Raw genomic sequence first — 21,854 nt, 5'->3', positions numbered from 1 at the left:
CCCCCGGGCCGACCGCCCCACCCCGCCTACGTCGACCTGCGCGCGCGCGCGAAGAGCCGCCCGAGCCGCGCGGACGTCCGCTCGCGGAAGGCGCCCATGCGCGCCCGGACGCGCCCCCAGCGCTCGCTGTGCGCGAGATCGTCGAGCAGCGAGTACGAGACGGGCGTGACGATCAGGGTGAGGAGCAGGCTCAGCGACTGGCCGCCGATGACCACCACCGCGATCGTGTGGCGCTCCTCGGCCCCAGGCCCCGTGCCCAGCCAGAGCGGGAGCATGCCCGCGACCAGGGCCAGCGTGGTCATCAGGATCGGCCGCAGCCGATCGCGGTTCGCGTGGAGGATCGCCTCCGCCCGCGGCATGCCCTCGGCGCGGAGCTTGTTCATGTGATCGACCTGGAGGATCGAGTTCTTCTTCACGACGCCGAACAGCACGAGGAAGCCGAGCGCCGAGTAGAGGTTCAGCGTGTTCCCGGTCGCCCACAGGCTCAAGAGCGCGAACGGCACCGACAGCGGCAGCGAGAGCAGGATCGTGACCGGGTGCACGAGGCTCTCGAACTGCGACGCGAGGATCATGTACATGAGCACGATCGACAGGAGGAACGCCCAGATGAACTCGCCGAACGTGCGCTCGAGCTCCGCGCCGCGGCCGCGCACGCTGGTCGTGTACGCCGACGGCATGTCCATCTCCCGCGCCGCGCCGCGCAGCGCCTCGAGCCGGTCGGCCAGCGCGTAGCCGGGCGCCACGCCGGCCCGCAGGCTCGAGACCCGCTGGCGATCCAGCCGGTCGATGCGCGACGGGCTCTTCGCCTCCTCGATGCGCACCAGGTTGTCGAGGCGCACCAGGTCGCCCCGAAGCAGCGGCGCCCCCGCCGCGGCGCCAGCGCTGCCCGGCTGCGGCGCCGCCTGCGGCCGCGCCGTCCGCGGCACGTAGAGCCGGCGGACGGCCGCCAGCTGATCGCGATCCTCCTCGACGAGCCGGAGCTGCACGTCGTAGTTCTCGTTGGCCTCCTCGTCGCGGAAGCGCGAGACCTCCTGATCGCCCCCCACCATCAGGCGCAGCGCGCTCGCGATGTCCTCCGTCCGGACCCCGAGCGCCGCGGCGCGCTCGCGATCGATGATCACCCGCAGCTCGGGCCGGTCGATCTTCAGCGTCACGTCCGCGTCCACGATGCCGCCGAGCTGCGCGGACCGGTCCCGAAGCTCGTTCGCGTAGCGCTCGAGCGCCGCGATGTCCGGGCCCTGGATCGCGAAGTCGATCTCGAAGTTCCCGCCGCCGATGTTGAACGACGGCACGTTGCGGACCGAGATCCGGAGATCGGTGTACTTGCGCAGCTTGCGCCGCACCTCCTGCATCACCTCGCTCTGCGCGTAGTTGTCCTTGAACGCGCGGAGGGGGTTGCCGGAGAACGTCTCCCGGAACAGCCGCGTCAGGGAGAACGTGCGCTCGTCGTGCGGGGCGATCCGGACGAAGGCCTCGCCCGAGCTGACGCCGCCGACGAAGCCGCCGCCCGCCGTGGCGAGCACGCTGCGCACCCCGCGCACCGAGCGCACGTCGTCGCTGATCCGCCGCATCACGTCGTCCATCGCGCCGATGCTGGCGTTGAGCGGGGCCGACACGCGGATCTCGAACTCCGCGTCGTCCGCGCCGGAGGGGATGTACTCCTGCTTCACGAGCCCGTAGAGCGGCACCGCCGAGGCCGTCACGAGGAGGGCGCCGACAGCGACGAGCGCGCGGTGCCGCATCGCGAACGCGAGGGCGCCCATGTACTTGGCCTCGAGCCGCCCGTAGAAGCCCGTGCGCGTCGCCGCCTGGCCCTCGCCGCCCGCCTCGCCCGACCCGTGAGCGCGGCTCGCCTCCTTGCGGAGCAGGCGCGCGCTCATCATCGGGGTCAGCGAGAAGCTGACGAGCAGGCTCACGAGGATCGCGACGGTGGCCGTGATCCCGAACTGGAACAAGAACCGCCCCGAGATCGACGACATGAACGACACGGGGACGAAGATGACGACGAGCGACAGCGTCGTCGCGAGCACGGCCAGCCCGATCTCCTGCGTGGCGGCCCTGGCCGCCTCGAAGGAGTCCATCTTCTTCTCCTCGACGAAGCGGAAGATGTTCTCGAGGACGACGATGGCGTCGTCGATGACGATGCCCACCATCAGGACGAGCGCCAGCATCGTCACGCTGTTCAGCGTGAAGTCGAGCGCCCACATCATGCCGAACGTCGCCACGACCGACGTCGGGATCGCGACCCCCGCGATGATCGTGGAGCGCCACGACCTCATGAACAGGAGCACGACCGCGCACGCCAGGAAGCTGCCGAGGACGAGGTGCACGTTGATCTCGTGCAGCGCGGTGTAGATGTAGCCCGACTGGTCGCGGATCACCTCGAGCTTCACGTCCGAGGGGAGCTGGTCGGAGAGCTTCGCCACGTTCGCCTTCACGGCCTCGATCACCGCGACCGTGTTCGCGCCCGACTGCCGCACGACGTCGAGGACGACGGTGGGCCTCCCGTCGAGGCGCGCGAGCGACCGCTGCTCGTAGGTGCCGTCCTCGGCGCGGCCGATGTCGCGCACCCGGATGGGCCTCCCGTCGACGTTCCCGACGACGAGGTTGTTGAAATCGCCCGCGTGCTCGAGGCGACCCATCGTGCGCAGCGTCCGCTCCTCTTCCTTGCCCGTGACGTTGCCCGCGGGGATGTTCGCGTTCTGCTGGACGATGGCCTCGCGGACGGCGGTGACCGGGAGGCCGTAGGCGGCGAGCCGATCGGCGGAGAGCCAGATCTTGATCGCGCGCTCCTGCCCGCCGACGACGCGCACCTCGCCGACGCCCGAGGAGCGCTCGAGCTGCACGCGCACGAGCTTGTCGGCGATCTCGGTGAGCTCCCGGATCGAGCGATCGGCGGAGAGGGCGATCGTCATCACCGGGGTCGAGTCGTTGTCCTGCTTCGCGATGACGGGAGGATCCGTGCCCACCGGCAGGCGGCGCAGCGCCGCCTGCACGCGATCGCGCACGTCCTGCGCCGCCGAGTCGACGTCCCGGTCCAGGTTGAAGGTGGCGATGACGATGGAGCTGCCGCTCGACGAGATCGAGCGGAGCTCGGTGATCCCCTCGACCGTGTTGACCGCCTCCTCGATCTCCTCGGTGATCTCCGCCTCGACGTCCTCGGGCGCGCCGCCGGGGAGCGTGGTGCGGACCGAGACCGTCGGCAGGTCCACGGCGGGGAAGCGATCCACGCCCAGCCGGAAGTACGCCACGGCGCCGACGACGATGAGGGCGAGCCCCAGCATCGCGGCGAACACGGGCCGCTGGATGCAGATCCTGGCGAGCGCTTGCATCTAGCTCCCCTCCACCACGCGCACCGGCTGCCCCTGCTGGAGCGAGCCGGGGCGGGCGACGACCGACTCGCCCACCGCGAGGCCGGAGACGATCTCGACGCGATCCCCGGCGGTCTTCCCGGTGACGACCTGCTTCTCCTTCGCCTTGCCGTCCTCGACGGTGATCACCTTCGCGAGGCCGGCGAACCGGACGATGGCGGTCGCGGGCACCGACGGCCCCGGCTTCGAGGTCACGACGATCTGCGCGGTGACCAGGCTGCCCGGCCGCAGGTGGCCGGGGTTCTTGATGTCGCTCTCCACGAGCAGCGTGCGGCTCTGCGGGTCGATCGCGGGCGCGAGGCGCGCGACCGTCCCCGCGTAGACGGCGCTGTCCCCCGGGACGGTGACGCGCACCTGCTGCCCGGCGCGCACGGCGGCCGCCTCGGTCTCCGGGATGGCCACGCGCAGCCGCAGCGGGTCGACGCGGACGATGTCCGCGACCGGCGCCCCCGCGGCGAGGAACTGGCCCACGCTCGCCCGCCGCACCTGGACGACGCCGTCGATCGGCGACCGCACCACCGCGTCCGCGAGCTGCTGCCGCGCCATGCTCAGCTCCGAGCGCCGCTGGCGCACCGCCGCCTTCCGGATCCGCACCTCCTCGCGCGCCGACTGCACGGCCGTCTCCGCGCGGACCGCCGCCGCCTCGGCCGCGTCGAGGTCCATGCCCGACATCAGCCCTTCCTTGGCGAGGCTCCGCGCGCGCACCAGGTTGGCCTGCGCCTCCTTGAACGTCGCGAGGGCCTCCCTCACGATCGCGACGCTCTCGACGTCGAGCTCGCCATCAGGCCCGTCCTGAGGCAAGCCGAGCTGAGCGCGGCTCTGCGCCAGCGCGGCCGCGGCCTGCTCGATGCGCAGCTCGTAATCCCTCGTCTCCAGCTGCGCGACGACCTGATCTTTCTCGACCGGGCTCGCCAGATCGACCGCTATCGATGCGAGGCGGCCTGGCACCTTGGCCCCGACCGTCACCTGCTCATCGGCGTCCAGGGTCCCGGAGATGTCGATGGTTTGTTCAACGACGAGCTCTGTCACCGGGGCGAGCGTCACCTCCTTGGCGCTCGGCGCCGTCTTCGCCCCCTTCGCGCCTTCAGGCTGGGGCGCTGCCTCCTTGTCGCACGCAGCGCACTGCAAAAGCGCCACGAGGAGCGCGGCCCAGGATGTCCAGAACACCCTGAGCCGACTGCGGGAACAGCTGACCGAGTTGGAGGGTTGGCTGGAGGGTTGGCGAAGCGCTGGATGGGCAATCCACATGTCGGCGGCCTCAGATGACCAGGAACGCCCCCCCGAGCGCGTGCAGCGAACGGATATTGACGCATCAGCGTTGGGGCGCAACGTGCGCTCAGGCACGCCGAGGCCGCGATCGCCGGAGCGCGGGAGGCCCGCGCCTCGGCGCTCGGAGCCGGGCGCTGCTCCGGCGGCGCGGCGGCTCCCGCGCCGCGCGTCGCTCAGGGGTCGAGCTTCACCAGGTAGCCGTCGGTCTCGCCGCGCGTGGTCAAGGGGCCGCCGCCGAAATCCACGGTGCCGCGGAACGATCCGACGGCGAACACCTCGCCCTTGGGGCCGAGGGCCACGCCCCCCGCCATCTGCATGTCGGGATCGCCGATCTGACGGCTGAAGAGGTGCTTGCCGTCGATCCCGAGCTTCGCGATGAAGATGTCTCCCCCGCCGAGATACCCGTTGCGGTCCTCTTTCGTGCCCTGGCTCTCGAGCGCGGTGCCGTCGAAATCGATGCTCCCGAGGAACGTCCCCGTGACGACCGCGCTGCCCGCTGGATCCACGGCGAGCGACGCGACCTCCTGCAGCTCGGAGTCGCCGAATCCGCGGCTGTACAGGTGGTTTCCCGCCGGATCGAACTTGGCGACGAAGAAGTTCGGCTTCGTGCCGAGCGCGACGAGCGGCCCGCCGCCGAAATCGACGCTCCCCTGGAACATCCCGGCCAGGAACACATTCCCTGCTGCGTCGAAGGCCACTTGAGAGGCCGCGTCGTAAAGACTGTTGCCGAACGCCTTTTGCCAGAGCAGCCCGCCCTTCGGGCCGACCTTGGCAAAGAAGATGTCGCGTCCCCCCTTGGAGGCGAGGGGCGGCGCGCTCATCGGGTCGAGGTTGAAGCTCTGATCGAACGTGCCGGCGATCGCGGCGTTGCCCTCTCCGTCCACGGCCAGCCCGCCCGCCGCGAGCGACGCCCTGCCATCATCGATGTAGAGCGTGAAGGCGTGATTGCCGTCCGCGTCCAGCTTCGCGACATAGACCGCATTGCCGCTGATGGCGTCGCCGACCGGCCCGCCGCCGAAATCCGCCGTGCCGCCGAGGGTCCCGGAGATGAGGACCGCGCCCTGCCCGTCGACGGCGACGTACTCGAGCTCTTTCACGTACTGATCGCCGAACCCCTTGCTCCAGACGTGGTTGCCTGTGCCGCTCTCGAACCTCGCGAGCCCGAGCCCGCCGTTGTTCTGGGGCAGCGGGCCGCCGCCGAAATCGAGGTTCTGGAAATAGCTCCCGCCCACGAAGAGCCCGCCGCCGGGGCCGTGCGCGACGTGCTGGCCGCCGGGGAGGCTCAAACCGAACGACCTGCTCCAGAGGTGCTTGCCGTCTCCATCGAACTTCGCGAGGTACGACGCGGAGCCGTCCTGCGCGACGATGGGGCCGCCGCCGAGATCGATCGCGCCGGCGAACCGCCCGATGACGATCGGGTTCCCCTCGGGGTCCACGGCGACGCTCGCGGCCGAGTCGAAGCCGTTCTCGCCGATCTGGATCGCCCATCGAAGCCGCCCCGGCTCCGCCGCGGCGCCCCCCTCGCCGCCGCCGCCGCCGTCGCCGCGGCTGCCGCCGCCTCCGCCGCCGCCGGCGGCGGGCTCACCTCCGCCAGCGCTGCCGCCGCCGCCCCCCTCGCCGACACCGCCGCTTCCATCGCCGTAATTCCTCACCTTGGGCGAGCAGGCCGCGGCGCCGAGGGCGGCGATCGAGAGCAGCACGAGGGCGCGAACATGAGTGCCATGGTTGAGTGAACGCATCCCTCGAGTATATAAACGGCGCGAGCGCGAGGTTTCTTTGAATCCGCGGGCCGCCGCTCAACGCTGTAGCGGAGGAGGCGAGGAGCGCGGCGGAGAGCTCACACCGCTGCTCGCGAGAACGCGGCCTGCGCCCGGGGCCGCTCGCCCGCCGCGGGGGCGATGGGCGCGAGCGGGACTCCATCGCGGTAGATCACGACGTGACCGAGCGCGGCCGGGATGCGCGGCCCCGGCGTGACGATGCCCACGAGGTTCAGCGGATCGCACGCGCACAGCTGGACGATCTCGCCGGACGGGGGCTCGCGCCGGACGGCGCGGAGCCCGTCGAGCGCCTCGGGCAGCGCGAAGTGCTCGCCCACGAAGCCGGCGATGAGGTGGCCGCCCCGGATCTGCCCCGCCATCTCGAGCCGCCGGTAGACCCGCAGGAGGTCGCGCCACGCCGGCGGCCGCGGCTCGCGCGCGAGCAGCTCGCGGCAGACCACGCCGTAGCGGCGGAGGTACTGGTGCGCGAGCGCCTCGACCACGTCGAGGCCGTCGGCCCCGTCCCCGCCGGCGCCGGCGCCGGGCGCGTCCGGGCGCGTCCGCAGGAGCGACCACCGGCCCGACGCGACCGGCCCCGCCCGGCGCGCCCCGCCCCGCAAGCGGCCGGCGCCCAGCGCGACGGCCGCGCCCGCGCCGCCGCCGAGCAGCGAGCGCAGCGCCGCGAAGCCGTCGCCGGTCACGAGCCCGGCGGCGACGAGCTCCCAGAGCGCCTCCTCGACCTCGGCCCTGGACCGGCCCGCGCCCGCGGCGATGTCGTCGAAGAACGACGCGCCCGCGCGCGCGAGGAACGACAGCACGCCCTGCGCCGGCTCCGAGAGCGACGCCGGCGGCGGCTCGCCCTCGGCCTCCCGCGGCGCGAGCAGCCACGGAAGATCGCGCCGCAGGGCCAGCGTGATCGGCGCCGCGCGCGTGGGCGCCGACGCGTCGCGCGGGACCACGCGGCCCCAGGCCACCTCGCCGGACAGGCAGAGCGCGTCGAGCAGCCCCTCGTCGTAACCGGCCACGCGCGCGGGCAGCACCTCGCTCTCCCACGCCCCGGCGGCGAGCTCGAAGCCCTGCAGCTGCTCGATCACCCGCCCGAGGCCCCCCGGCCCGCGCGCCTGGGTGCCCCGCGCCACGCCCTGCCACGCGAGGAGGAACCGGATGAGCTCCGCCGCGGTCGCCGGCTCGATCGCCTTGCGCAGGCCCGTGACGGTGCGGCGGTGGATGCGCGCGAGGAGGCGGCGGTCGCACCACTCGATCGACGGATCGCACGGATCGCACGGATCGCACAGATCGCCCGGTGCACCCGCCTCGCCCTGCGCCGGCGCGCCCCGCAGGAAGCGCCCGCGCAGCGCGCCGCCCGCGAGCTCGATCCGCGCGAGCGCCGACAGCGCCTCGTCCGCGGGCACGTCGAGCCGCCGCGCGAGCTCCGCGGTCGAGATCGGCCCCGCGGCGCTCAGGAAGCCGCGCACGAGCGCCGTGATCGCGGCGCCGCGATCTTCGCCCCCGCCCTCCGGGCGCAGCGCGGGCGGCACCGCGACGTCGGGCGCGAACGCGGCCCCCGGCCAGATCGCCTCGACAAGCGGCCGCCGCTCCGTCGCGACCCAGCGCGGCGCGGCCGGCGACCCCGCGCCGGCGTCGCGCGGGGCGCGCACCTCCGCCGCCCGCCCCGCGGCGCAGAGCGCCTCGAAGAGCCGCGCGAAGCCGCTCCGGATCCCCTCGTCGGCGGGGAGCGCCACCCGGTCGAGCAGGAGCTCGTGCAGTTCGTCCGCGTCGCGCACCTCCGGCCGCGCCTCGGCGACGACCTCGGCGATGACCTCGGGATCGAGCCCGCCCAGCCGCTCCGACACCTCCGCCGGGAGCCCGCGCCGCACCCGGACCGCGCGGGCCCGCCGCTCCTCCAGCGGGGCGTCGTCGAGGAACGCGTAGGGGTTCGCGTTCAGGATCTCGTGCGAGAAGACGCTCGGCTCCGGCGTGTCGAGCGCGACGACCCGGATCGCCCCGCTGCGCAGGCCGACGAGCAGGCTGCGCAGCCCCTCGACGTCCATGAGCTCGGTCAGGCAGTCGCGCAGCGCCTCGCGGACGAGCGGGTGGTCCGGCGGCTCGACGTGCGCGAAGAGCCCGTGGTTGTCCTGGCACCCCTGCTGCTCGGGGAAGATCGAGAGCAGGAGGTCGTCGGCGCGCATGCGCTGGAGCGCCGGCGGCACCCGCCGCCCCCCGCGGAAGCGGAGCAGCGCGAGCGCGCGGGACGCGGCCCAGCGGAAGCGCGTGCGGAACATCGGGCCCTGGAGCGCCGCCTGGACGAGCACCTCCTCGAGGCCCTCGGGGCGGACGAGATCGAGCACGTCCTCGATCGGCAGCCCGTGCTCCGCCGAGAGCGAGAGCAGCACGCCGTCGTCGGTCGCCGCCGCCTGGAGCTCGAAGTCGAACGAGCGGCAGAAGCGCTTGCGGAGCGCGAGCCCGAGCGCGCGGTTCACCTTGCCGCCGAGCGGCGTGTGCACGACGATCTGCTGCCCGCCGGCCTCGTCGAAGAAGCGCTCGACCACCACGGTCGCGCCGCCCGGGACCGCGCCGAGCGCCGCGCGCCCCGCCTCGATGTAGTCGCGCACGAGCAGCGCGCCGCGCGCGTCGAGCGCGCACTCCTGCATGAGCCAGCGCGCGGCCCGCGATCTCGCCGCGCGCGCGTCCTCGCCCCCGCCCTCGCCGCGCCGCGCCGCCGGCCGGCCGGCCTCGGCCCGCTCCTCCTCGAGCCGCGCGGCGACCTCGGCGCGGAGCGCCGCGACCTCGGCCGAGAGCTCCGGCGTGCGCGCGGGCGCCTCGCCGAGCCAGAACGGCACCGTCGGCGCGGCGCCGTGGGCGTCCTCGACCCACATCTGCCCGCCCTCCAGCCGGAGCACGCGCCACGAGGTGTTGCCCAGCAGGAACACGTCGCCGGCGGACGACTCGATCGCGAAGTCCTCGTCGAGGGTGCCGACCTTCGTGCCGTCGGGCTGGAGCACCACGTCGACGGCCGCGAGGTCCGGGATCGCCCCGCCCGACGTGAGCGCCGCGAGCCGCGCGCCGCGCCGCCCGCGCAGCCGGCCCCCGATGGCGTCGCGGTAGACGAGCGACCCGGCCCGCTGCCGCCCGCCCCGGGCCGCGGAGGCGCCCTCGCCGCCCGAGCCCGCGGCGCCGCCCGACACCATGGCCACGATCGCGTCGAACTCGCGGCGCGACAGGCCCTCGTACGGCGCGGCCCGGCGGACGAGCGCGTAGAGCCCCTCCTCGTCCCGCTCCTCGCACGCGCACGCGGCGATGATCTGCTGCGCCAGCACGTCGAGCGGCCCCTCGCGCGACGTCATCCGGTCGAGCTCCCCGCGCCGCGCCGCGCGCACGATCGCCGCGCACTCGACGAGCTGGTCGCGCGTCAGCGGGAAGAGCCGCCCGCGCGGCGTCGCCGCGAGCGCGTGGCCCGAGCGGCCGATGCGCTGGAGGGCGACGTTGATCGACCGCGGCGAGCCCACGAGGCAGGCGAGGTCGACCGCGCCCACGTCGATGCCGAGCTCGAGCGACGCGGTCGCGACCACGACGCGGAGCTCCCCCGCCTTGAGCCGCCGCTCGGCCGAGAGCCGCCGGGCCCGCGAGAGGCTGCCGTGGTGGGCCGCGACGACGTCCTCGCCGATCCGCTCGGCGAGCGCGTGCGCGACCCGCTCGACCAGGCGGCGCGTGTTGACGAAGACCAGGGTCGAGCGCGCCTCCCCCGCGAGCGCCGCGATGCGGTCGTAGAGCTCGGCCCACTGCTCGTTCGTGCAGACCGCGCCGAGCTCGTCGCGGGGCACCTCGACGGCGAGGTCGAGGTCCCGCCGCTGCCCGACGTCGACGATCTCGGGCAGCTCGCGCGCGCCGGCGACGAGCCGGGCGGCGATCTCGATCGGGCGCACCGTGGCGCTGAGGCCCACGCGCTGCGGCCGGGCGCCGCCGCGGGAGGTCACGAGGTCCTCGAGCCGCTCGAGCGTGAGCGCGAGGTGGGCGCCGCGCTTGTCCCCGGCGACGGCGTGGACCTCGTCGACGATGACGGTGCGCACCCCGGCGAGCGCGCGCCGCCCCGACTCGCTCGTCAGCAGGATGAACGCCGACTCCGGCGTGGTGACGAGCACGTGCGGCGGCCGGGCGGCCATGGCGCGCCGCTCCTGCGCCGGGCTGTCGCCGGTGCGCACGACGGCGCGGATGCCCGGCGCGGGCAGGCCCGCTTCCCGCATGGCCGCCGAGATCTCGGCGATGGGCTGCTCGAGGTTGCGGTGGACGTCGTGGGAGAGCGCCTTGAGCGGCGAGATGTACAGGACGTCGGTGCGGTCCTCGAGGGCGCCCCGCGCCGCGTCGCGGACGAGCCGGTCGAGGCAGAAGAGGAAGGCGGCGAGCGTCTTGCCGGCGCCGGTCGGCGCGCAGATCAGCGTGTCGCGGCCGGCCGCGATGACCGGCCAGGCGCGCTCCTGCGCGGGGGCGGGGGCGCCGAAGCGCCCCTGGAACCACCGGTCGACGACGGGGTGAAACATCCGGCCGAGGGTAGCCGGGGCGGCCGCGGGGCGGAAGCGGGAGGGCGGGGAGCGCCGGGCCGCCGCTGGGCCCGGGCGATGCTCCGGGGACACCGGCGACGGCGTGCTACGCTGGACCCGTCGTCATGGTGCAGGGCGCAGTCGTCATCCGTCAGCAGACCGCGGTCAGCGAGGCGCCGGCCAGGCCGAGGCTGACCCTGGCCGACTGGACCAGCCTGCCGGAAGACGAGCCTGGCGAGCTCGTGGACGGCGTGCTCGCGGAGGAAGAGGTGCCGGACGCGGTTCACGAGGTCATCGTGGCCTGGGTCATCGGGGTGCTCCGGAGCTGGCTGATCGCGCGGGGCGGGCTGGTGCTGGGCTCCGAGGCGAAGTTTGCCGTGACCTCCTCGTCGGGCCGCAAGCCCGACGCCTCCGCGTACCTGCCCGGGAGCCGCAAGCCGCCGCGCCGCGGCGTGCTCCACCTCCCGCCCGACATCATGGTCGAGGTGCTCTCTCCCTCGCCGCGCGACGCGCGCCGGGACCGCGTGGAGAAGCTGCACGAATACGCGCTCTTCGGGGTGCGCTGGTACTGGCTCATCGACCCGCAGGCAGCGACGCTCGATCTCCTGGAGCTCGGCGCGGACGGCCGGTACGTGCACGCGCGCGCCGCGGCAGACGGCGTTGTCTCCGGCGTGCCGGGCCTCGAGGGGCTCACGCTCGATCTCGACGCCCTCTGGAGCGAGGTCGAGCGCCTCGGCCCTGAATCCGGCGAGGCGCCGCTCGGCGCGCAGCGCTCCGAGTAGCGGCAGCACCGCACCGTAGCCATGGCCATGTCGCCGCGCGAGGCATTACCCGCGGCGGCGCGTCATCGGGTGCTCGGGCGGAGCGCCTCGATCCGCTGCTCGATCTGAGCGCGCTCGGCATCGTTGATCGCGAGGTCGCGCGCTCGCTCGAGCGCCGCGACGGCTGGCTCCACCCTCCCTGCGTCGGCGAGCAGGGCGCCGTGGACCAGGTGGGCATACGGGTAGCGCGCGAGTGCACGGCGTCCTCGGCCGCGGAGAGATCGCGCGTGACGCGGAGGAGCCGCGCGAGCGCCGCCGGGTACGCGCGGCGGAGCAGCGTCGCGATCTCGTCGGTGGCGCTCACGGCGTGCGCTGCCAGTTGACGGGGCGGATCTCGACGGATCCATCCTCCGGGCAGATCTGCCGCGCGCGCGCCAGCGCGGTGGCCTCGTCGGCGCACTCCACCAGGTAGAAGCCGACGAGCCACTCCTTGGTCTCCATGTAGGGTCCGTCGGTGACCGAGGCCTTCTCGCCCTTCACCCGCACCGTGCGCGCCTTGTCACGCCCGTCGAGCCGCGCCACGCTGAGCAGCTCGGAGCGCGCGATCGCCTCGGCCTGCAGCGCGCGGTGGCGGCTCAGGATCGCGCGCTCCTCCGCCGCGGGCAGCGGATCGTCCTCGGGGCGCGCGCTGTGGATGAGGAGCGCGTAGATCAGGACGCGTCCCCGCGCGCGAACGCATGCGCCGCGCCCACGTACCCCTCCCACCGATCGGCGCGCGCGAGCGGCACTGCGAGCCACTCGCGGAAGACCCGCCCATTGGGCGCGAAGACCGACCCTTCTCCGGCGGCGACCGCGGACGCGACGCGTCCCTCCGGGAGCTTCACGATCAGGTGCTTCCCCTCGCGATCCACCGACGCGAAGAACATGCCGCCGAGGCGGAGGCACGAAAAGCCCATCATCGTGCTCTTCGTGACCCCCGGCTCCAGCAGCCATCGGTCGGCGAGGCGCGCGAAGAGCTCCGCGCCGGTGGCGTTCTTCATGGATGAGCCCCTCCTTACCTCGGTTGACGCGCCCGGGTCACCTGCTCCAGCGCTTGCCGCGTCGCGACGGGCGTCGCGGTCGCGCGCCACGCCTCCCGCTCGTCGAGCCGACCGAGCCATGCGCGGATGTTCGCGTACGGCCCGAGGTCGACGCGACCGAGGTCCGCCAGCGGGAGCTGGCAACCGAGGGAGTAGTCGGCGAGCGTGATCGCGCTCCCGGTGACGAAGGGCCGCCCCGCGAGGTGCGCGTCGAGCAGCGCCGCGAGCGGCCGGAGCTGCTCGAGGCCGCGCGCCGCGCTCGACTCATCGGGCTCCGCGCCCATGAACGGCTTGAACAGCCGCTCGAGCAGCACCGTGCCGAGCGCTCTCCCGAAGTGCGCGAGCTCCCAGCACTGCCAGCGGACCACGTCGGCGCGCCGCGCAGGGTCGCGGGGGAACAGCGAGGTCTCGCCGTGCGCGTCGGCCAGGTACTGCATGATCGCGTTCGACTCCCACAGGCGCAGCTCGCCGTCGGTGAGGCTCGGGACGAGGCCGTTCGGGTTGATCGCCAGATACTCGCGCCCTTTGTGCTCGCCCCTGGTGAAATCGACGACGACCGTCTCGACCGGTAGGGACAGCTCGTGGACGACAGCCTGGACCTTGCGGCAGTTGGGCGACCCCGGGACGATGTAGAGCTTCATGGTTCAGTCCTCCCGGAGGCCGACGGGCACGCTGCCCGCCGCCTCCGAAGGCCTGACGACCGAGGGCCCGCCCTCCGGACAGGAAAAATGAACGGGGACCACGATCCCTGTCCCGGGGGCGCGCGGCTCGCCCTGGGGAAGGGCGACGTTCCGAGCCCTCCCTCCGCGGCAAGAGCTCGTCGATCGGCAGCCAGGTGAGGCAGCAAATCCAGACGACGCCGACCTAGGTCCACGGGATCCGGGCGGCGTCCGCGCGACGAAGAGCGCCGGGGCCTGCCCGGCGACCACGAGCACGAGGAAGATCAGCGACCGCTACTCCTCGATCCCGAGGTGGAGCCAGCTCGTGAAGAGGTTATCGAGGTAGAGAGGAGCCCGAAGGGTCTCGACGATCTGCCTCGCTCGCCGGCCGAGTCCGGCACCGGTCGACGGTGCCGGCAAGACGCCTGTGGCTCCTCGCGTGAAGCCGCACGGAGCGACGCTCGACGGATCAGCCTTGATTCCGTCTTGCTCGCGCTCTGAAGAGGACGGCGCCGATTGCCGCAAGATAGAGCCCGAAGCGCCAAGGCGGCGTTCCGGGGTTGGACCCGGGGACCGAGCAGCTGCAGCCAGAGTCGTCCGTCGGAGGCGTACCTTCGTCGGTGCCGCTGCTCCCACTGCTCGCGACCTGCCCGCCAGTCGCTGGAGAACCGCCTGTCGTGACGGCATCACCTCCGGTCGCGCCCCCGCCGTTTCCGCCTCCGTCCCCTGCACTACCGCCGTCGCCCGAGGCCCCGCCCGCCCCGCCGCCGCCCGCCTCGCCGCCGGCCGCCCCGCCGCCGCCCGCCCCGCCGCCGCCGCCGGCCCCGCCGCCGCCGCCGCCGCCGGCCCCGCCGCCGCCCGTCGCGCCATCGTCGAGGAAAATGCGTTGGGCGAAGTTGTAAAAGCTGCGGTTCCAGACGGTCTTGGTATGGCCTTCATTCGGCTCGATCTGGTAAATATGGTCGATGTTGTTCTCGTCCAGGAAGTCGTGATAATTTTTGCTATTGCCGATCAGCCCGTCCGTACTCCCGCAAGAGATGAAGATGAGCTTCACGTTCTCCTTGACCGCAGCCACATCCTTGATGGTCTGACTTGGCTGCTGGGTGTTGGGCGCAGCCGAATACGGCCCGATGTAGTGGAAAACATCGGTATTAGGGAACCCGAAGTTGAAGGTCTGCCCCCCGCCCATCGACAGGCCGGAGATGGCCCGCAAATCGGCATCCGTCGCGGCGGAATACGTCCTCTCGACCCAGGGGATCAGGTCGTTGAGCAGGACGTCCCCGAAATTCGCGAAGCGCGCGAAATCGTCCGCTCCGTCCATCTTGCCGCTGGGCATCACGACGATCATGGGCTTGGCCATGTTCTTCGAGTACAGATAGTCCATGATGTTGTCGGCATTGCCTTCGTTGCTCCCCTGGCCGATCCAGGAAACCTCATTGCCGCCGATTCCATGATGCAGGTAAACGACAGGATATTTCCGGTCCGTCGAATACCCCGGCGGCGTATAAACCGTCACTTTCCGCATTCCGTAGTTCCGGGTCGGATAGCTGACGGAGACGTCCACCTTCCCATGGGGAATGCCGGGGTTCTTGGCATCGAAACCCGCGGGCGGAACGGGAAGGTTAGCGGGGTCGCTGGCATACACCGCGGCGGGGAGGACAGAGATGACCGAGAGCGAAAGGACAGCAGGCCAGTTCTTTAGGTGCATGAGGACCTCCAACGCGCATCAGTGCCAAAATCGAATTCCGCAGCCCGCGCTATCAATGCATTGGCGCATTCTGCATTCTCACCGCGGCGTCCTAAGCGCGCAGCGCGCTGCAGGTAGCGTGCAAAACTACGCCTCAGGCGTTCCGAAGAACAACTGGGCTAGGGAATCAAAAAGCGATTCAAATGTCAAGCTCCTCGATGGTCGAGCCTCGTCTTCAACCGGCCGATGCGGCACATCGAATGCGATCCACCACCCACGGAAAAAGCGACGCCATCTCCACCATTGATTCACGCATCGAAGGCGCCGCCTTCACTCCACAGCCACGACCTGCGAAATGCGAATCGCAGGGCGAACGCGGAAGAGGGCGTTCGCCACCGGCACGCTCGGCGCGTCCGGCTGATTCCGCCGGCGCCCTACCAGTCTGCCAGCCGGGGGACGAGCACCTGGATGCTGACGCCGGCGATGATGAGGCAGCCGGCCAGGAACAGCATGGGGGCGAGCTGGCTGCCGGTCGCGTCGTAGATGCGCGGCACCACGTTCTGGGCCACGAATCCGCCGAGGTTGCCCACCGAGTTGATGGCGGCGATGCCGGCGGCGGCGTGCGGGCCCGCGAGGATCTTCTGGGGCACGCTCCAGAACACCGGCTGGCCGGCGAAGATGGCGGCGGCGGCGACGCATAGCAGGGCGAACTTGGGCGCTGCGCCCGGCACGACCACGCTCAGCACCAGGGTGAGGGCGCCCAGCAGCATGGGGCCGGAGATGTGCCAGGCGCTGACGCCGTTGCGGGCGGCATGGCGCGGCACCCACCAGAGCGCCAAGGCGACGAAGACCCAGGGGATGACGTTGATGAAGCCGTTCTGGATGTTGGAGGCGCCGAAGCCCTTCACGAGGGTGGGCAGCCAGTAGCTGAGGCCGTAAGCGCCGAGCGGCAAACCGACATACAGTCCGGCGAGCGCCATCACTCGTATATCCAGCAAGGCCCGCCAGGGGGAGCCTTCCGCCTGTTGGCGGGGCTCCGCGGCAAGGGTACTGGCGAGCCAGGCCTTCTGGTCGGGGGTGAGGAAGCCGGCCTGCTCGGGGTGGCTCGGCAGGCGCCAGAGGACGTACGGCGCGAGCAGGACGGCGGGAGCGCCGGTGGCCACGAACACCCACTGCCAGCCAGCCAGCCCCAGGAGGCCGTCGAGGTCGAGCAGCGCGCCGCCGATGACGGAACCCACCGCGTTGGCCACGGCGCTGGCCATCATGAAGGCGCCGATCATGCGGGCGCGGTGCGCCTGCGGGTACCAGAGGGTCAGGACATAGAGCACGCCCGGGAAGAACCCGGCCTCCGCCACGCCCAGCAGGAAGCGCAGGACGAAGAACATGGCCGGGCTCTGGGTGAACCCCAGCGCGATGGTGACGAGACCCCAGGTGCCCATGATCCGGCTGAACCAGACCCGGGCGCCGACGCGGACGAGGATCAGGTTGGCCGGCGCCTCGAACAGGAAGTAGCCGAGGAAGAACAGCGAGGCGCCGAGGCCGTAGGCGGCTTCGGTGAGGCCCAGGGCGCCCACCATCTCCAGCTTGGCGTAGGAGACGTTCTGCCGGTCGATGTACGCGATCAGGTACATCAGGCAGAAGAGCGGCATCAGGTGACGGGTGATCCGCTTCAGGGTCGCGGGCCCGATGTCCGGGTTCAGGGTCGCGGGGCCGATGTCCGGGGCCGCGCCCCCTGCGTGCCGCATGCCATCCTCCAATCCTCTCCATATGTTAGGAAATCCAAACTCGATCCTAAAGTCAAGCTCTCTCCTAGCGGCCGTCCCAACATACAGCCACGCTGCGCGCGCTGCACGCTGATTAAAATGCGTTTGGCTGTGGGTTGCCGTTACGCCCCACATTGCGCTGTTCCTCGCGACGTCACGGCACGGATCAGACGAAGTTGCGGTGCCGGCGATCGCTCTTCGTCATGATGACGTCCGGCATCGAAGGCTCGAGTAGAGCTCGCGGGCCGATGCCAGCAGGGCCCGCCTGAGCGCTGGGTCCGTGTCCGGACAGGCATCGTGCGGTCGTGGTTGATGGCCCTCCTGTCCATCGAGGCGAAGGTGGATTGCGACGGCGCGGCCTTCCCCCCGCCTGCAAACCATGCTCTAGAGGCGGCATGGCGTCGCGCGCGCTGCCCGCGGTGATCCGGGCCGAAGATCTGCTCTCCTCCGTAGCGCTCTCGTTGATCGGGCGGCTAAACGCGGAGCTCACCGAGCGGTACCCCGAGGAGGGAGCGACCCATTTCCGGCTGGATGCAGCGGAGGTCGCCCCGGGGCGCGGCGCCTTCCTCGTGGCGTACGCGCGGGAGGTGCCCGTGGGCTGCGGCGCCGTGCGCGCCCTCGACGCGACGGCCGCCGAGATCAAGCGCATGTACGTGGTCCCGGAAGCGCGCGGACGCGGCATCGCGGGCGCCATCCTCCGCGCGCTCGAGGAGCAGGCGCTGGCCCTCGGCCGGACGCGCCTCGTGCTCGAGACCGGGGTGAGGCAGCCCGAGGCGCTCGCGCTCTACCGCCGCGCGGGCTTCGTGGAGATCCCGCCGTTCGGCGAGTACCTGGGCTCGCCGCTCAGCGTGTGCATGGGCAAAGATCTCCCCGGGCCGCGCTGACCGCCGCCGGACGAGCTCCGGCAGAGCACAGGAAGCTCTCCTGCGCGATCCGCGACAGCACCGTCGCGACGCCCTCCTCGACGGCGTGCCCGAGCTCCTCCGCGCTCCGCTCGAGGCGCTGCTTGCGCTCGATTCCTGCGGAGCCCGGGGGAAGACGCTCCCTGACGTGCAGGGGTCACGCGGCGGCGCTCCTGGGCGCGGCGCGGCGGGGCGCGCCGCGCGCGCGCGCCCGCCACTCGCTCGGGCTCTGCCCCGTCGCCTTGCGGAACATCGCGCTGAAGTGCTGCGCCGACGCGCAGCCCACGTCGAGCGCGATGGCCGTCAGGCTGTCGTCGCCCGTGAGCATCCTCCCCTGGGCGACGCGCACCCGCGCGGCGTTCACCTCGGCCTGGAACGTCGTGCCGGCTCGCCGCAGGTGCCGCTGCAACGAGCGCTCGGAGAGGTGGAGCGCCCGCGCCGCCTCCGCCAGGGCGGGCCGGCAGGGCGACGCGCAGAGCGAGCGCCGAAGCGAGCCGAGCACGCCGGCGGCCTCGCCGGCCTGCTCTCGCAGCCCGATCACGCGCCCGACCAGCGCCTCGCGATCGCCAAAGCCGAGCCAGGCGAGCGCCTCGCCGATGCCGTCGAACACGGCGACCGGGAACGAAGGCTTCAGGACCTCGTAAAAGCCGGAGACCACGGCGCCGGCGAAGCCCGGCGGCCGCACCAGCGCCTGCCGTAGGACCAGCTCGCGAAACGGCTGCCAGCGCGCCGAGAGGTAAGCCGCCATCGACGCGAACGCCGCCGGGTCGGCGCCCTCGAGGCCCTGGAGGTCGACGAACGACACGTGACGGCCGCCGTGCGGCGTCAGCACCGCGTCGTTCAGCCGATTGAGGCGCTCGATGTCGCCGGCGCTCGGCCGCCCCCACAGCGAGAACCCCTTGAAGGCGCGCTCGGGGTACCAGAAGACGAACGTCGGGTCGACGAAGTACTTGCCGATCGGATCGGCCAGGAGCTCATCGATGCTGGAAGCGCTCTTCAACTCGTCGAGAGAGACCATTGGCGGACATCGGGCGTGCGCCATCGATCGAGCGCTGTACGCCGCGGCGCGCGGAGCGCGCTGCGGCCGTTCAGCGCCGACGCGGAGGGCTCGGGTTGTCGGTTGGTTAGTTCGTTAGCCTGACTAACGCACTCGACATGCCACGCGCCCGGCCGCGCCCCTCGCCTCGGCGCCAGCCGCCTCCACGCCCTCGCGGGGCCCGCCTCTCCGCGCGCTTTCCGGAGCGCGCGCGCCCCGGCCCCCCCCCGCGCCGTCCGCACCGGCGCGCGTAGGCCACCGCCGCCCCGGGTGCCGGCGTTAGGACCGCGCCAACCTGGGCCATCGGGGCTGGCGCAGGTCGGCGCACCACCGGGGCGCCAGCGCCGAGCCTGCTCGGTCCGCGCCGAGCCTGCTCAGTCCGCGCCGCGTCCGCTCAGAAGGCCGGGCACGAGGAGCCGACGCACGCCACGGACGGCGGGCCGCCGGGGACCGCGTTGTCGTAGCAGATGTAACAGTTCGTCGAGGGGAGCCCGGGCATGGTGCTGCCGGGGCAGTTGTAGCGACGCTGCTTGTAGTACCTCGACGCTTCTCCGAAGAACTCATTATAATCGGGGTCGCAGTCGCGGGTCTCGACGCCAATCGGTGTCTTGAACGAGCTGTCGCTGTAATAGGTCCGGGTGAAGCCGGTCGACATCAGCGCCTGCTCGGCGGAGTCCACGGCCTCCTCGCCGGCGACCGCCTCGGCCTCAGGTGCCGATTCGCTCGGCTCGGCCATGCAGGCGGCAACAGAGGTGGCGAGTCCGAGAGCCATCAAGATGTTCTTCAGCATGGTCTGCTTACTCCCTCGTTGTGATGGCGCGAACGCGCGCCCCGGCGCCCGCCCGCCGCAGCGGGTCAGCGCGCAGCCGGGGTGAGCGAAGGGCGCGCCCGTCGCGCGATCGTCGTGAGGATGTGTACGCGCGGGGCGATGGGCGCGCGTTCACGAACGCGCCATTCGGTTGTGCGTTCGCGCCACCCGCCTCCGTCAGCGCCCGCCGCGGCCTCGCCGGGCCGCGCGATCCGCCTCCTCCTCGCCGAGCGCCTCGGACTCCGCGTCGTCCGCCCCGGCCTCGTCCGCGCCGAGCGGCGCGATCCGCCGCCCGCGCGGCGCGCCTTCCGGCGGCGGCGGCGGCGGCGCGCTGCCGCGGATCTCGTGCGCGATCCGCGACAGCACCGTCGCGACGCCCTCCTCGACGGCGTGCCCGAGCTCCTCCGCGCTCCGCTCGAGGCGCTGCTTGCGCTCGAGCTGCTCCGCCCTGCGCCGCTCCTTCAGCCGCCGGTCCTCCTCCCGCCGCGCCAGCGCGGCGCTGCGCTCGATCTGCCGCCGGAGCTGCCGCGGGGACACGTCGCTGGAGAGCGCGGCGCGCGCATGGAAGGCGAGCCCCAGGCCCCAGCCGAGCAGCGGCCAGAAGAACCACCACGGCCCGGGCGTGAGCGCGTTGACCGCGAAGAGGAACGCGTTCACGACGAGGAACGAGAACAGGTGCGAGCGGAACCCCTTGCGCCGGCGCGCGAGGATCGCCGCGCGCGCCTCCGCCTCGCCCCGGACATGCTCGATGTCGCGCGACGCGGCCTCGATCGCGCCCCGCGAGATGCCGATCTCCTCCGCGGCCGCGACCAGCTCGTCATGGCCGACGTCGCGCGCCTGCGCGTCCCGGAGGGCGCGCTCCAGGATCGCCCGCACCTCGGCCTCGGTGTACCGCCGCCCGCTCTGCTTGTCCGGTTTCGCCATCGCTCTCCTTCCCGCGCGTCCCCGCGCGCAGAGCATACGCTTGACCGCGTGCGCCCGCCCCGCTTCCATGGGCCCAGCAAGGACCCCATGAGCAGCGACACGGCCTTACAACGCGTGGGGACCACGATCCGCAACAAGTGGACGCTGGAGCGGCTGCTCGGCGCCGGCGGCATGGCCGCGGTGTACGTCGGCGTCCACCGCATCGGGCGCCGCGACGCGCTCAAGATCCTCCACCCGCAGGCCGCGCAGTCGAAGGAGATCTGCGACCGGTTCGAGCGCGAGGCGCAGGCCGCGAACCGCTTCCGCCACCCGGGCGCCGTCGAGATCCGCGACATCGACGTCGCCGAGGACGGCGCGCCGTTCCTCGTCATGGAGCTGCTCGAGGGCGAGTCGCTCGCCGAGCGCGAGCGCCGCCTCGGCGGCCTGCCGCTCGCCGAGGTGCTCGGCTTCGCCGCGCAGGTGCTCGACACGCTCGGCGCGGCGCACGCGCAGGGGATCATCCACCGCGACATCAAGCCGCCCAACCTGTACGTCGTCCGCGGGGACCCGGCGTCCACGCCCGCGCCCGCCGGCGGCCCGCGCATCAAGGTCCTCGATTTCGGGCTCGCGCGGATCCGGCAGGACTCTGGCCTCCTGGGGGAGCTCACGCGCATGGGCCTCGTGCTCGGCACGACGCCGTACATGCCGCCGGAGCAGGCCAAGGGCCGCGACATCGACGCCCGCGCCGATCTGTTCGCGGTCGGCGCCACCATGTTCCGCCTGATCGCCGGCCGCCACGTGCACGAGGCGAGCACCGACTTCGACCTCCTGCTGAAGATGGGCCGGGAGCCGGCGCCGCCGCTCTCGCAGCGGGCGCCGTACGCGCCGCGCGAGGTGTGCCTCGTCGTCGACCGCGCGCTCGCCTTCGACCGCGACCAGCGCTACCCCGACGCGCGCCGCATGCTCGAGGACGTCCTCGCCCTGCTGCGCCGCGAGCCGCCCCCGTACGCGTCGCGGTTCGCGCACGCGCTCGATCCCGACGCGATCACGCTGCACGGGCAGCGCGCGCCCGCCGCGCCGGACGACGAGAACGGGCCCATCACGGTCCCGGTAGGCCCCGCGAGCAGCCCAACCGCCATCGACAGCATCGCGGTCGAGTGGAGCGACGAGCCGCCCGTGAGCGGCGGATCGATCACCACCGAGTGGGAGCGCCCCGCGGGCGCGAACGAGGAATCGATCGCGGTCGAGTGGAGCGACGAGCCGCCGGACGCGCCCGCGTCGCACCGCGTGCGGCGCTGACGGGCTCGGCGGCCCGTCAGCCCGC

At 72.6% G+C, this 21,854-nt stretch carries 15 protein-coding genes; 3 read left to right on the top strand and 12 right to left on the bottom strand.

Annotated elements, in window-relative coordinates:
• Nucleotides 1–26 precede the first annotated feature (26 nt).
• The 4 genes from WME83_RS17110 to WME83_RS17095 form a co-directional block, all read right to left on the bottom strand.
• On the bottom strand, nucleotides 27–3,332 hold the full coding sequence (locus tag WME83_RS17110; RefSeq protein ID WP_437320350.1) for an efflux RND transporter permease subunit: 3,306 nt from the start codon (nucleotides 3,330–3,332) through the stop codon (nucleotides 27–29).
• Entirely contained in the window at nucleotides 3,333–4,538 is a 1,206-nt protein-coding gene (locus WME83_RS17105) for an efflux RND transporter periplasmic adaptor subunit (protein WP_437320349.1), read from the bottom strand.
• Nucleotides 4,539–4,813: 275 nt separating this feature from the next.
• Nucleotides 4,814–6,379: a hypothetical protein gene (locus WME83_RS17100; protein WP_437320348.1), complete on the bottom strand. Its 1,566-nt coding sequence runs from the start codon at nucleotides 6,377–6,379 to the stop codon at nucleotides 4,814–4,816.
• 98 nt (nucleotides 6,380–6,477) lie between these two features.
• A complete protein-coding gene (locus WME83_RS17095) occupies nucleotides 6,478–10,932 on the bottom strand; it encodes a DEAD/DEAH box helicase (protein ID WP_437320347.1) in 4,455 nt (1,484 codons plus the stop codon).
• A 125-nt stretch (nucleotides 10,933–11,057) separates the two neighbouring features.
• Between WME83_RS17095 and WME83_RS17090 the strand changes: the two genes are divergently transcribed.
• Nucleotides 11,058–11,714: a Uma2 family endonuclease gene (locus tag WME83_RS17090; RefSeq protein WP_437320346.1), complete on the top strand. Its 657-nt coding sequence runs from the start codon at nucleotides 11,058–11,060 to the stop codon at nucleotides 11,712–11,714.
• A 339-nt stretch (nucleotides 11,715–12,053) separates the two neighbouring features.
• On the opposite strand, the gene WME83_RS17085 is transcribed toward WME83_RS17090, so the two are convergent.
• The 5 genes from WME83_RS17085 to WME83_RS17065 all read right to left on the bottom strand — a co-directional run bounded on the left by WME83_RS17085 (nucleotide 12,054) and on the right by WME83_RS17065 (nucleotide 16,863).
• Nucleotides 12,054–12,458: a YciI family protein gene (locus tag WME83_RS17085; protein WP_437320345.1), complete on the bottom strand. Its 405-nt coding sequence runs from the start codon at nucleotides 12,456–12,458 to the stop codon at nucleotides 12,054–12,056.
• Nucleotides 12,404–12,733, bottom strand: a complete 330-nt coding sequence (locus WME83_RS17080) for a hypothetical protein (RefSeq protein ID WP_437320344.1) — start codon at nucleotides 12,731–12,733, stop codon at nucleotides 12,404–12,406. The genes WME83_RS17085 and WME83_RS17080 overlap by 55 nt, the downstream gene beginning before the upstream one ends.
• A gap of 14 nt (nucleotides 12,734–12,747) precedes the next feature.
• Nucleotides 12,748–13,413 (bottom strand): glutathione S-transferase family protein, encoded by a 666-nt coding sequence (locus tag WME83_RS17075; RefSeq protein ID WP_437320343.1) that lies wholly within the window; start codon nucleotides 13,411–13,413, stop codon nucleotides 12,748–12,750.
• A 487-nt stretch (nucleotides 13,414–13,900) separates the two neighbouring features.
• On the bottom strand, nucleotides 13,901–15,139 hold the full coding sequence (locus WME83_RS17070) for an alpha/beta hydrolase (RefSeq protein WP_437320342.1): 1,239 nt from the start codon (nucleotides 15,137–15,139) through the stop codon (nucleotides 13,901–13,903).
• A 413-nt stretch (nucleotides 15,140–15,552) separates the two neighbouring features.
• Nucleotides 15,553–16,863 (bottom strand): MFS transporter, encoded by a 1,311-nt coding sequence (locus WME83_RS17065; protein ID WP_437320341.1) that lies wholly within the window; start codon nucleotides 16,861–16,863, stop codon nucleotides 15,553–15,555.
• 413 nt (nucleotides 16,864–17,276) lie between these two features.
• On the opposite strand from WME83_RS17065, the gene WME83_RS17060 reads away from it, so the two are divergent.
• Entirely contained in the window at nucleotides 17,277–17,765 is a 489-nt protein-coding gene (locus WME83_RS17060; RefSeq protein WP_437320340.1) for a GNAT family N-acetyltransferase, read from the top strand.
• 175 nt (nucleotides 17,766–17,940) lie between these two features.
• Here WME83_RS17060 and WME83_RS17055 read toward each other — a convergent pair whose 3' ends face one another.
• The 3 genes from WME83_RS17055 to WME83_RS17045 all read right to left on the bottom strand — a co-directional run bounded on the left by WME83_RS17055 (nucleotide 17,941) and on the right by WME83_RS17045 (nucleotide 20,551).
• Nucleotides 17,941–18,801, bottom strand: coding sequence for a helix-turn-helix transcriptional regulator (locus WME83_RS17055; RefSeq protein ID WP_437320339.1), 861 nt, complete (start codon nucleotides 18,799–18,801; stop codon nucleotides 17,941–17,943).
• A gap of 412 nt (nucleotides 18,802–19,213) precedes the next feature.
• Nucleotides 19,214–19,609: a DUF6289 family protein gene (locus WME83_RS17050; RefSeq protein WP_148313642.1), complete on the bottom strand. Its 396-nt coding sequence runs from the start codon at nucleotides 19,607–19,609 to the stop codon at nucleotides 19,214–19,216.
• A 195-nt stretch (nucleotides 19,610–19,804) separates the two neighbouring features.
• Nucleotides 19,805–20,551 carry a 2TM domain-containing protein gene (locus WME83_RS17045; RefSeq protein ID WP_437320338.1) on the bottom strand — a complete coding sequence of 249 codons (747 nt, stop codon included), beginning with the start codon at nucleotides 20,549–20,551 and terminating at the stop codon, nucleotides 19,805–19,807.
• 114 nt (nucleotides 20,552–20,665) lie between these two features.
• Here WME83_RS17045 and WME83_RS17040 point away from each other — a divergent pair, with 114 nt between their 5' ends.
• On the top strand, nucleotides 20,666–21,829 hold the full coding sequence (locus WME83_RS17040) for a serine/threonine-protein kinase (protein WP_437320337.1): 1,164 nt from the start codon (nucleotides 20,666–20,668) through the stop codon (nucleotides 21,827–21,829).
• Nucleotides 21,830–21,854 lie beyond the last annotated feature (25 nt).

This window comes from Sorangium sp. So ce385 (genome assembly GCF_051474135.1).
Lineage (GTDB): Bacteria > Myxococcota_A > Polyangia > Polyangiales > Polyangiaceae > Sorangium > Sorangium cellulosum_D.
This window is presented reverse-complemented; position numbering and strand designations above follow the sequence as displayed.